Below are 11,518 nucleotides of genomic sequence, written 5' to 3'. Positions count from 1 at the left end.
CGCGGCCTGGTCGCACGGGCACGCGGGCCTGGTCAGTACGCGCCGGACAGTGACTGCTTGGCGTTGGACGCGTCGTACTCCCGATCGGAGATGATGACTTTGTCGGGGATGGGCTCACCGGCGACGAACTTCTGCAGGGTCTGGAACGCCAGCGGGCCGAACCGCGGGTTGGACTCCACCACGGCGTAGATCCAGCCGTCCACGATGCCCTGGACCGCGTTGCGTGTCCCGTCCACTGAGACGATCTTGATGTCGCCCTTCTTCTTGCCCGCACCCTTCAGCGCGGTGACCGCCCCCAGCGCCATCTCGTCGTTCTCGGCGTAGATGGCGTTGACGTCGGGGTTGCTCTGGATCATCTGCTCGGTGACCTGCTGGCCCTTCTCCCGAGTGAACTCACCGGTCTGCTCGAAGGTGATCTGGATATTCGGGGCCTTGGCCTGGATCTCCTGCTTGAAGCCGTTGGTGCGCTCGGTGGTGACGTTGTTTCCGGACGCGCCGAGCAGGATCGCCACCTTCCCCTTGCCGCCCAGCGCCTTGATCATCTGGTCGGCCGCGCGCCTGCCCTGAGTGGTGAAGTCCGACCCGATGAAGGTCAGGTAGTCCTTGCAGGCGGTTGCGTTGATCTTGCGGTCGACGGTGATGATCGGGATGTGCTTGGCCGTCGCCTGCTGGAGCACCGGCTCCCAGCCGTCGGAGTTGAGCGGCGCGATCACCAGAGCCTTGGCGCCCTGCGCGATGAGCTGCTGGACGTCGCTGATCTGCTTGTTGAACAGCGACTGGCCATTGGTCGTCTTCAGGCCGGTCAGGCCCAGCTTGGACGCCTCGTCCTTGATCGACTTTGTCTCGGCGATCCGGAACGGGTTGGCCTCCTTCTCCGACTGGGAGAAACCGACGACCGAGGACTTCAGATCGAACTTGGTGGCCCCGAACTTGTCGATGGTGCATGACGGGCCGGCGTTGCCCGTGGGCGTCTGGACCGCCTGCTGACCCGCCGTGTTCTCGGCGGAGCCGGAGCCGGAGCCGGAGTCCTCGGACTTGCCGCATCCGGCGATGACCAGGACGAGTGACGCGAGCAACGCGGCTCGATACGCATGACTTCTCGCAGGCACGATCATCGGTGGTTCCTCCCACGGGGCGGGTCGAGTGGCCTAATTGAGCCACCAGCGATCGCTTTTTGTCAATACCGATCAGACGCCCGCAATTCAGGCGGTGAACTGGACGAAGTTGGCTGGGATCGTGGATGGAAACGATCTGGAGTGCGCAGGTTCGATCGGTCCAGGTCACTGTGCCGCGCGGCCGACGGTGCTCTCCCGAATCTCCAGCGAGTACGGGATCTGCACGTCCTGGACGGCGAAGGCGTCCCTGGCGTCCACCCGGCGGCGAATGAGGTCGACCGCGGTCGTGGCGATGGCGGCCTTGTCGGGCGCGATGGTGGTCAGGGACGGGATGCTGTACGCGCTTTCCTCGGTGTTGTCGAACCCGATTATCGCCACATCGTCCGGGACGCGCAGGCCGTGTTCGGCGGCCGTGCGCAACGCGCCTATGGCCAGCAGGTCGTTGAAACAGAACACCGCATCGGGCGGGTGGGGCAGTTCGAGCAGCCGTCGCATGGCCTGCGCGCCTTCCCGCCGGTGGTATTCGAGGGCGGGCACGATCAGTTCGCCCGTCTCCGGGAGGCCGGCCGAATGCAGGGCCGCCCGGTAGCCCTCCATCCGGAGGGCGGCGGTGCCACGCCACGGGTGCTGGCCGATGGCCGCGATCCGCCGGCGGCCGAGGGCGGCCAGATGGGCCACCGCCCTCTGGGCGGCCTGCACGTTGTCGATCGCCACGCGGTCGAAGGGCACCTCGACGGAGTGCTCGCCCACCAGGACCAGTGGGACGGCGAGGTCGAATGCGCCGAAGTCCTCGGCGGCCAGCGCCTGAGGGCTGAGGATCGCGCCGTCGATCATGTGCGGGCCCATCGCCGCCAGGGCGGAACGCTCGCGATCGCGCGCGCCTTGCGTCTGCTCGATGAGCACGTTCCAGTGATGGCGGCGCGCCGCGGTGATGACCAGCCCCGCGAGTTCGCCGAAGTAGGGGATGCTCAGCTCGGGCACCACCAGAGCGATGAATCCGGTCCTGCCGCGGCGCAGGTTCCGCGCGCCCAGGTTGGGCCGGTAGCCGGTGGCGGCCAGCGCGTCCTCCACCCGGCGGCGATTCTCCGGTTTGACGAAGGCGTAGCCGTTGACCACGTTGGAGACCGTCTTCACCGAGACGCCTGCCAGCGCCGCGACGTCCTTGAGCGTTGCCGCCACCGTGTCCCACCCTCCGCGGTCTCCACCAGTTGCCCGAATCCTAGCGAGCGAAGTCATTTACAACGTTGTTCCAACGTTGTAAAACTTCCTCAAGCGTCCGGACCGGAGGGGCGGTCCATGTTCCAGCCCCACCCCCGACAGCCGCATCGGGCCGGTTCCCGCGGACCGCCGATGACGACCTTTCACTGCGAATCCGAGGAGACAGGCGAGTGCTGCGTTATCCGTTGATCCGTCTGAACCCGAGACCGAGCCTGGTCACCGTGACGGAGGCACTGGAGAACATCGTCGGTGCCCGCCCGATCGGAGACCAGCGGCATTACACCGGCATCCGGCTCACCGCCGGCGCCTTCGCTCCCGCGGAAGGCGACGGGTGGCCGGCGACATGACAGGCCCGATCACTGCAGAGTTCGCCGGGTGCTACGGGCGGCCGCCCGTCGGGGTGTGGCACGCGCCCGGCCGGGTCAATCTCATAGGCGAGCACACCGACTACAACGACGGGCTAGCCCTGCCGTTCGCCCTCGGCCAGGGGGTGCGCGTCGCGGCGGCGCCGCGGGAGGGCGTGCTGGAGCTGCGCTCCCGGCAGGTGCCGGACGCACCGTTCGTGGTCGACCTTTCGGAGATCGGAGTCCGGGCCGTGACGGGCTGGGCCGCCTACGGCGCCGGGATCTGGCAGGCATTCCACAAGGCCGGTCATCCTGTGGGCGGTGCTGCGATGCTGGTCGATTCCGATCTTCCGCAGGGCGCCGGGCTGGCCTCCTCTGCCGCGCTCGAGTGCGCGATCGCGCTGGCGCTGCGGGATCTTTACGGATTGCCGCTCACCCGCACGGAACTCGTACGGATCGCGCAGCAGGCCGAGAACGAGTTCGTCGGCGTCCCGTGCGGCGTCCTGGACCAGTCGGCGGCCATGCTCTGCACCGCGGGCAACGCCCTGCTCCTGGACTGCCGCACCTGGACGGCCGTGCACATCCCGGTCGCTCTGAACGGCCTCACCCTGCTCGTCATCGACACTCGCGCGCAACATGAGCTCCTCGACGGCGCCTACGCCTCCCGGCGGTCGGAGTGCGAACGGGCCGCGAGGTTGCTGGGGGTGCGTACGCTCCGGGACCTGCCGGATCCGGCAAAGGCGGCGGAGCGGCTGGCAGAACGGGGGTTGCGCCGCCTCGTCCGCCACGTTGTCACCGAGAACGAGCGCGTCGGCATCGCCGTGGACCTGCTCGCCGCAGACCGCGGCGCCGAGGTGGGCGCCTTGCTGAACGCGTCGCACCGGTCGCTGCGTGACGACTTCGAGGTGTCCTGGCCCGAGGCCGACGCCGCCGTCGACGCGGCGGTGCGCGCGGGCGCGGCCGGCGCCCGCATGCTCGGCGGCGGATTCGGCGGCTCGGTCCTCGCGCTCGTCGAAGACCGGCGTCTTCCGGGCGTACGCGCGGCGGTCGAGGCGGATTTCGCGCGGCGGGGGTGGGCAGCGCCCGCCTTCCTGGCCGCCGACCCGTCGGCGGGCGCGCACCGGGTGACCGGCTTGCGGGAGCGAGTCGCATGAAGCGCACCGTGATACGGCTGGCCGACGGCCGCACGCTCCGGTATTTCGATCAGCGACACGACGCCGACCGCAGCGCACCGGACCGGAGGAACCCGACCGCGCCGGCCTCCGGCTCGCAGGTCCGTCATGATCCGTTGCTCGACGAGTGGGTCACCTATGCAGCGCATCGCCAGGACCGCACCCACCTGCCCCCGGCCGACGGCTGCCCGCTGTGTCCCAGCTCGCCGGGCAGGTACACCGAGATCCCCGCGGCGGACTACGAGGTGGTGGTCTTCGACAACCGCTTCCCCGCCTACAGCCACCGCCTCGCCGGCGGCGGAGCCGGGTCGGGCGGCTCACAACTTCCCGGCCACTGCGAGGTGGTCTGCTTCACCCCCGACCACTCCGCGTCTTTCCGCGATCTCACCCCCGCCCGGGTTCAGACCGTCATGGAGGCCTGGGCGGACCGCACCACCGAGCTTTCCGCCCTTCCCTACGTCCAGCAGGTCTTCTGCTTCGAGAACCGAGGCGAGGAGATCGGCGTCACCCTGTCGCACCCGCACGGCCAGATCTACGCCTATCCCTTCATCACCCCGCGGACCTCCCGCATGCTCGCCTCCGCCGGTGCCCACCGCGACCGCACCGGCCGTGACCTGTTCGCCGAGAACCTCGCCGCCGAGCGGGAGGCCGGCGATCGGGTCGTGGCCAGCGGCCGACACTGGACCGCGTTCGTGCCCGCCGCCGCCCGTTGGCCCTACGAGGTCCACCTCTACCCGCACCGCAAGGTCCCCGACCTCGCGGCGCTCGACAGCGAAGAACGCGCCGAGTTCGCCGTCCTGTACCTGGACATGCTGGCCCGGCTCGACGCACTGTTCGACGCGCCGGCCCCCTACATCTCCGCCTGGCATCAGGCCCCGACCCGGATCGACCGTGATCTGGGCTACCTGCACCTGCAACTGTTCACCAACCGCCGCGCCCCCGGAAAGCTGAAGTACCTGGCCGGCTCCGAAGCCGCCATGGGGGCCTTCGTCAGCGACGTCCTCCCCGAGGAGGCCGCCCACCGGCTTCGATCGGTGACCCTGCCCGCCCCGGCGCCGTCCGCCCGGCGACCGATCAATGCGGGCCTCTGATCGCGCCACCCTGCTCCGCCATCACTCGCATCCGACCATCCCCCGTTAGTGAGGACGAGCGATGAACATCCCACCCCACCGCGGCATGGCCGGCCGTGCCATGCCCGGCCACGCCACGGCCTCAGGCGCATGGGCCCAATCCGGCAACGCGGCCTTCAGAGCCCTGACGGCCCTTAGCGTTGCCCTCATCATGCTCGGGGCCATGCTGGTCGGCGCCGCGACGGCCCAAGCGGACCACATTCCCAAGACGCCGCCGTTGACGACCCCCTGGACGAGTCAGGTCTCCCGGACCGACCCGCTCCCCGAGTACCCGCGCCCCCAGTTGACCCGCCCGGACTGGCAGAGTCTCAACGGGCAGTGGCAGTTCGCCGCCACGGAGGCCATCACCAGCCCTCCGGTCGGCCAGAACCTCGCCGAAACCGTCCTGGTGCCGTACCCGATCGAGTCGGCGTTGTCGGGCATCATGCGGCACGAGAACAACATGTGGTACCGGCGTACCTTCACGGTCCCGGCCGCCTGGTCCGGCAAGCGGATACAGCTCAATTTCGGCGCCGTCACCTGGCGCGCCAACGTCTGGGTCAACGGCGTCGACGTCGGCACACACAGCGGCGGTTACGACGCGTTCAGCTTCGACATCACCGATGCGCTGCACAGCGGCGACAACGAAATCATCGTCGGCGTCTACTCGCCGGTGGACGCGGCCGGCAACCCCATCGGCAAGCAGCGACTGAACCCCAGCGGCATCTTCTACACCGCCTCCAGCGGTATCTGGCAGACCGTCTGGCTGGAACCCACCACCCCTGCCCACATCACCCGCCTCGACACCACGCCCGACGTTCCGGCCAGGGCGCTGGACGTCGTCGCGCACGTCGGCGGCGGCAACGCCCAGAACGTCCATGCCGAGGTGATCGCGGGTGGAAAGGTGGTCGGTTCCGCGGACGGCTCGCCCGGATCGCACCTGCGGATCCCCGTGCCCAACGCGCACCTGTGGAGCCCCGATGACCCTTACCTCTACGACCTGCGGGTGAGTCTCACCGGCACCGGCGGCGGTGATGTGGTCGGTGGATACGTCGGCATGCGCTCGATCGGCAAGGCCGTTGTCGGCGGCGTCCTGCGGCCGGTCATCAACGGCAAGTTCGTCTTCCAGATGGGCACGCTCGATCAGGGGTACTGGCCGGACGGCATCTACACCGCTCCCACTGACGACGCCTTGAAGTTCGATCTGCAGCAGGAGAAGGCGCTCGGATTCAACATGGTCCGCAAACACATCAAGGTCGAGCCTGCCCGCTGGTTCTACTGGGCCGACAAGCTCGGGCTGATGGTGTGGCAGGACATGCCCGCCATGCGCACCGGCACGGACCCGTCGAGTGCGGACCGGGCCAACTTCGAGTCCGAACTGCACCGCGTCGTCGACCAACTCAAGGGCATCACCTCGATCGTGCAGTGGATCCCCTTCAACGAGGGCTGGGGGGAGTACGACTCGGCCCGTATCGCCGACCTGGTCAAGAGCTGGGACCCCAGCCGCCTGGTGGACAACAACTCGGGTTCCAACTGCTGCGGCACCGACGGCGGCAACGGCGACGTCGTCGACGACCACATCTACGTCGGACCGGGCCAGACCCACCTGCCCACCTCCAGCCGGGTCGCCGTTCTCGGCGAGTACGGCGGCCTCGGCCTGCGTGTCAGCGGCCATGAATGGTCCCCGGGCAACGGGTTCAGCTACGAGATGGAGCCGGACTCGGCGACGCTCACCCAGCGCTATGTCGCCATCACCGGGCAACTGCGCGATCTGATCACCACCCGGGGTCTGTCGGCATCGGTCTACACCGAGCCCACCGATGTGGAGAACGAGGTCAACGGGTTCTACACCTACGACCGCAGAGTCCAGAAGATGGACTTCGCGCAGGTGCTGGCGGTCAACAACTCCGTCAAAACCGCCGCTCAGGGCCAGTACTTGCCCATCGGCTCGCTGACGTCGTTCAAGGTCACCACGCCCGGGTACACCGACCGATCGCTGAGCCTGTCCGGTGGTCTCGGGATCACGGCAGTCGTTAACACCGCGAGCTCGGAAGCGGCACGGCGGGACGCGACCTTCTGGGTACGATCGGGCCTGGCCGACCCCTCCTGCGTCTCGCTCGAATCGCGTGGCGCGCCCGGCCAGTTCCTGCGCCACTTCGGCTACCGGGCCCGCCGCGACGCCAACGACGGATCGTCGCAGTTCGCGCAGGACGCGACCTTCTGCGTGCGTTCCGGGCTGTCGGGCGGCGGCAGTTCCCTGGAGTCGTACAACTACCGCGGCCGCTATCTGCGGCACATCAACTCCGAGGTCTACATCTCTGACGACAGCGGCGCCAACGCCTGGGACGCCCCTGCCGGCTTCGCCGCCGACGCGACCTGGTCGCCCACCACACCCTGGTGGCGCAGCGGTGCCGACCTGCCGACCGGGCAGGCCAAGTCGCTGCAGGTCGTCACGCCCGGCTACACCGATCGTTACTTGAGGCACAAGGACGGCCTCGGCTACACCGACGTCGTCAACGCCGCAGCCGACGCCGGGCTCAAGGGCGACGCCACCTTCATCATCCGAGCCGGTCTCGCCGACTCCAGTTGCTATTCCTTCGAATCCCGCAACTACAGCGGCCACTACCTGCGGCACCAGAACTTCCGCATCCGCAAAGACCCACGCGACGGCTCCGCGCTGTTCGACCAGGATGCGACATTCTGCGCCCAGCCCGGCCGCTACGGCTCCGGTGACGTGACGCTCGCCTCCTACAACGAGATCGGTCACAACATCCGGCACTACGCGGCGCAGGTGTGGGTCGCGAGCAACGGCGGGCCGTCCCCCTGCGATTCGCCGTCGTCTTACGATCCGGATGTCACCTGGCACCTCGCCGCTCCCTGGACGCCCTGATCCGTTACCTGCCCGCCGAGCGGGCCGTCCGTGGCGCCCGAGTGGGTGCCACGGGCGGCCGAACTCGGCTTCATCGCCGGCGAGAGCGACGGTAGTCATCGGGCGGGCACCCGCATGCTCGCACTCGCCGAGGAGTTCAAAGCCGCCGGCGCGGTTGGAATCGGCGACGTCGGGCGGTCCAAGTCTGGCAGGCGATCTGGAGGCGAGCCGTTCATCGCCCGGCCTGGTGGCGACGTTGAGCTTGCTCCCTAGGGAGCGGTCGCTCGCAACCTGCAGGTGATTGTAACGATTCAGATTCCGGTCAACGAATGTCCGCGTCCTCACGCTGATTCCTCGTGTTCACGGCCGTACTGCGGGTTCGTTCTCTGATCCTTGCTCGATCTGACATCAGGCTCTTTACCTGCCTTAATGCTCTGCAGCCAAGGTGTCGACGGCGGGTCGGAGCGATCGCCGCAGACATCTGAACGACCCACCCCCTGGACAAGTCCGGCCGTGCGTGCTGTAGTCATCAGAGGCTGAATCCTTTCATAGTGCCTCCGGGCTTGAGCAGAGCGCGGCCGAGCCTCTGGCGTGCCTCTCGGGGGATCGCTGCATTTCGGCCGAATCGATTCACTCTTCGTAGAGGGGTTCAATGAACGCAGTACCGTCTCCGAGCCGGCGATCGGTGCTCGCGGGGGGCGCCGCTGCGGCGCTGGGCGCCGCCGGTCTCCTGGCCAGAACGTCCCGGGCGCATGCCGCGCCCGGGGGCCTGGTGGGCATCACGTACTCCACCTGGTTCCCCCCGACCGTCTGGTCGAGCAACGGGGGCTGCACCTGGGGCACGCCGAAGCTGGGCGCGTATGACTCCGCCGATCCCGCGACCATCCGTCAGCACGGCGCCTGGCTCGCCGATGCCGGCATCGACTTCATCCTGATCGACTGGTCGAACGACATCGACTACCCCGGCGACCCGTCCCGCACCGATATCAAAGCGATCGAGGACGCCACGGCCGCCGTCTTCGCCACCTTCGCGCAGATGTCCGCGCGACCCAACATCGCCATCCTGATCGGCACTTCCCACGCTGAGGACTACGGCAACGGGCGGATCCAGGCCAAGGCCGACCAGGTGTACCGCACTTTCGTTGCCGACCCGGCATTCGGCGCGCTGTATCAGACCTTCCGCGGCAAGCCGTTGCTGGTCGACTACGCCGGCACCCCCGCGCTGTTCCCCAATGGCCTTCCGCCGTGGGACGACGGGCGGTTCACCGTGCGGCACATGACCGGGTTCGTCTCCGAGCAGCCCAACCTGCTGGCCGGGCGCGTGAGCAAGTACGGCTACTGGTCCTGGGAAGACCGCGGCGAGCAGACCTACCCGGTCGTCGACGGCGTACCCGAGGCCATGATGGTCACCGCGGGCGTGCGCGGCGACCCCAACGGCTGGGCCAGCGCCGACAAGCGCGAGGGTCGTAACAACGGGCAGACCTTCGTCTCGAAGTGGGACCGTGCGGTCGCCATCCGGCCCCAGGTCGTGCTGGTGCAGTCGTTCAACGAGTGGACCGGATGCCCCGCCAGGCCCGGTGAGGAGATGAGCCCGGAGTTCAGCAACGACATCGAACCCAGTGTTGAACTGGGCACGCAGTACCTTGACCTGCTCAAGCAGCAGATCAGCCGCTTCAAGACCACAGGGTGACCTATCACCTCGCCTTGATGGGCGCTGCACTCCCCGCCGCCCCTGGATTTCGAAGGATCGTCGCAAGAATGAACGTCAGCGCTGCCGTCCATTGGGAACGCCTCGATCGAGCCATCCGCGGTTGGTGGGACGAGGACGTTGTCACCGCCCAGGAGGCGAGCGTCCGCGCCGATGAGAACGTGCTCTTCCTGCCGGAGCCCTATGCCTCCGGCGGAGGCCGGGTCGGGCCCGCTTGGTACCGGTCGATGTTCGCCTGGGACACCTGGTTCAGCAACCTTGCCCTGCTCGTTCACGACCGCAAGGACCTCGTCCGGGCGCATGTGGTCGACTATCTGTCGATGGTGGAGCGTTTCGGCTTCATGCCCAACGCCAACCAGGTTGCTTTGCGCACCCGTTCTCAGACGCCGGTATTCCCGGACAGCGTGCTGCGGTACGTCCGTGCGACCGGCGACGATGCGCTCCTGCACCGCGCGTACCCGGCGCTGGTGACCGAGTACACCGGCTACTGGAACGACGATCACCACCGCACCGCTTGCGGGCTCGCCCGCTGCGCAGACCTCGGTGACCCTTCGCTGGACCCGCGCTTGGCGGCGGAAGCCGAGACCGGGCTGGACTGGACCCCGATCTACGCGGGTGATGCCCGCCGGGTGGCGCCGCTGGTCATCAATTGTGCGCTCGTACGTTATGCGGAGGTGCTCGGCGATCTCGCGGATCTCCTCGGGCGGCCGGGCGACGCGCGGCGGTGGCGCGCCGAGGCCGCCGATCGGAGCGCTCTCATCCGTGACCTGTGCTGGGACGAAGAGCAAGGCTTCTTCTTCGATTTCGACCACGTGGCCGACCGTCGAATGCCGTACTGGAGCTTGTGCGGGTACTGGCCGTTGTGGTCGGGCACGGCCACGGAAACGCAGGCGCGCAGGGCGGCCGCCGCTCTGGAGCGGTTCCAGCATCCCCATGGGCCGGCGGTCACCGACCGGATGCTGGACAATCCGCATCCTGAGCTGGCCGACGGTGATCTCCAATGGATGCATCCTGCGGGCTGGCCGCCACTCGTCATCATCGCCTCCTGGGGGTTGGACAGGTACGGTCTGCGCGTTGCCGGGCGTTCCGTGGCACAGGGTTTCGTCGAGATGATGGTGCGTCACTTCGTGGCCACGGGCGAGCTGTACGAGAAGTACAACGTGGTCACGGGTGGCCTGAATCTCCCCAACGAGCGGTACGGAACCATCAGGCTGCACGGCTGGACATCGGCGGCCGCGGTCCTGCTCGGCCGCCGCGTCCACCATGACGCGCCCATTGAAGAGCTGCTTGCTGGCATAGAGCGTAGATTCGCGAGCGAGAACGACTGAAATGAATTGTTTCAATTCTCCGGTTTGAGTGGCGCCCGGTGAGGACCTGGGGCCGCTGAGCAGCCTGTGCGGAGGACGGGTGGTACCTCTTGGGTCCGGGTGATCGCCTTGACGTAGTCAGAGACGCACTCTTATCCTTGAGAGTGAATCGATTCATTACTCTTGGTCCGGTGGCCCGCGCCGGCCCCGAATGGTCGCGCAGGGCGATGACCCTGATCTGAGTTCGAGAGCCTTTCGCATGCCTACCCCTGGAGGAACCTTGACCGACCTGTCTGAGGTGAAGGCTTCGCTGAAAGCTCAGCGGATCGAGACTCCCTCGTGGGCGTACGGCAACTCGGGGACCCGGTTCAAGGTCTTCGCCCAGCAGGGGGTGCCGCGCACCCCGCAGGAGAAGATCGACGACGCCGCGCAGGTGCACCGCTTCACCGGCGTCGCGCCCAGCGTCGCCGTCCACATCCCGTGGGACAAGGTGGACGACTACGCCGCGCTGGCCGCGCACGCCAAGGAGCGCGGCGTGCGGATCGGCGCGGTGAACACCAACGTGTTCCAGGACGACGACTACAAGCTCGGCAGCGTCACCAACCCCGACCCGAAGGTCCGCCGCAAGGCCCTGGACCACCTGCTCGAATGCGTCGACATCATGGACGCGGTCGGG

8 protein-coding genes and 1 pseudogene are annotated in these 11,518 nt (G+C 67.9%); 7 read left to right on the top strand and 2 right to left on the bottom strand.

Translation table 11 applies throughout. The annotated features are described in order from the left end of the window. Positions 1 to 32: 32 nt before the first annotated feature. Both QP089_RS29770 and QP089_RS29765 read right to left on the bottom strand, forming a co-directional pair. Positions 33 to 1,076, bottom strand: a complete 1,044-nt coding sequence (locus QP089_RS29770; RefSeq protein WP_285915920.1) for an ABC transporter substrate-binding protein — start codon at positions 1,074 to 1,076, stop codon at positions 33 to 35. A 204-nt stretch (positions 1,077 to 1,280) separates the two neighbouring features. Then, positions 1,281 to 2,294 (bottom strand): LacI family DNA-binding transcriptional regulator, encoded by a 1,014-nt coding sequence (locus QP089_RS29765; protein WP_285915919.1) that lies wholly within the window; start codon positions 2,292 to 2,294, stop codon positions 1,281 to 1,283. Between the two features lie 209 nt (positions 2,295 to 2,503). On the opposite strand from QP089_RS29765, the gene QP089_RS29760 reads away from it, so the two are divergent. The 7 genes and pseudogenes from QP089_RS29760 to QP089_RS29730 form a co-directional block, all read left to right on the top strand. Continuing rightward, positions 2,504 to 2,680 (top strand): hypothetical protein, encoded by a 177-nt coding sequence (locus tag QP089_RS29760; RefSeq protein ID WP_285915918.1) that lies wholly within the window; start codon positions 2,504 to 2,506, stop codon positions 2,678 to 2,680. Next, on the top strand, positions 2,677 to 3,831 hold the full coding sequence (gene galK / locus QP089_RS29755; protein WP_285915917.1) for a galactokinase: 1,155 nt from the start codon (positions 2,677 to 2,679) through the stop codon (positions 3,829 to 3,831). The genes QP089_RS29760 and galK overlap by 4 nt, the downstream gene beginning before the upstream one ends. Beyond that, positions 3,828 to 4,940, top strand: coding sequence for a galactose-1-phosphate uridylyltransferase (gene galT, locus QP089_RS29750; protein WP_285915915.1), 1,113 nt, complete (start codon positions 3,828 to 3,830; stop codon positions 4,938 to 4,940). The genes galK and galT overlap by 4 nt, the downstream gene beginning before the upstream one ends. 61 nt (positions 4,941 to 5,001) lie before the next feature. After that, a complete protein-coding gene (locus QP089_RS29745) occupies positions 5,002 to 7,848 on the top strand; it encodes an AbfB domain-containing protein (protein ID WP_285915914.1) in 2,847 nt (948 codons plus the stop codon). A gap of 631 nt (positions 7,849 to 8,479) precedes the next feature. Further along, positions 8,480 to 9,517 carry a glycoside hydrolase family 71/99 protein gene (locus QP089_RS29740; RefSeq protein ID WP_285915913.1) on the top strand — a complete coding sequence of 346 codons (1,038 nt, stop codon included), beginning with the start codon at positions 8,480 to 8,482 and terminating at the stop codon, positions 9,515 to 9,517. Positions 9,518 to 9,585: 68 nt separating this feature from the next. Continuing rightward, positions 9,586 to 10,863, top strand: coding sequence for a trehalase family glycosidase (locus QP089_RS29735; RefSeq protein ID WP_285915911.1), 1,278 nt, complete (start codon positions 9,586 to 9,588; stop codon positions 10,861 to 10,863). Positions 10,864 to 11,101: 238 nt separating this feature from the next. Next, positions 11,102 to 11,518 (top strand): annotated as a pseudogene (locus QP089_RS29730) (L-rhamnose isomerase); the annotation flags it as partial.

Source organism: Actinomadura opuntiae, assembly GCF_030283205.1.
Taxonomy (GTDB): Bacteria; Actinomycetota; Actinomycetes; order Streptosporangiales; family Streptosporangiaceae; genus Spirillospora.
This window is presented reverse-complemented; position numbering and strand designations above follow the sequence as displayed.

Coding starts and splice junctions, on each gene's coding strand:
- galK (WP_285915917.1), top strand. CDS start 2,677: ATGACAGGCCCGATCACTGCAGAGTTCGCCGGGTGCTACGGGCGGCCG.
- galT (WP_285915915.1), top strand. CDS start 3,828: ATGAAGCGCACCGTGATACGGCTGGCCGACGGCCGCACGCTCCGGTAT.
- QP089_RS29745 (WP_285915914.1), top strand. CDS start 5,002: ATGAACATCCCACCCCACCGCGGCATGGCCGGCCGTGCCATGCCCGGC.
- QP089_RS29740 (WP_285915913.1), top strand. CDS start 8,480: ATGAACGCAGTACCGTCTCCGAGCCGGCGATCGGTGCTCGCGGGGGGC.
- QP089_RS29735 (WP_285915911.1), top strand. CDS start 9,586: ATGAACGTCAGCGCTGCCGTCCATTGGGAACGCCTCGATCGAGCCATC.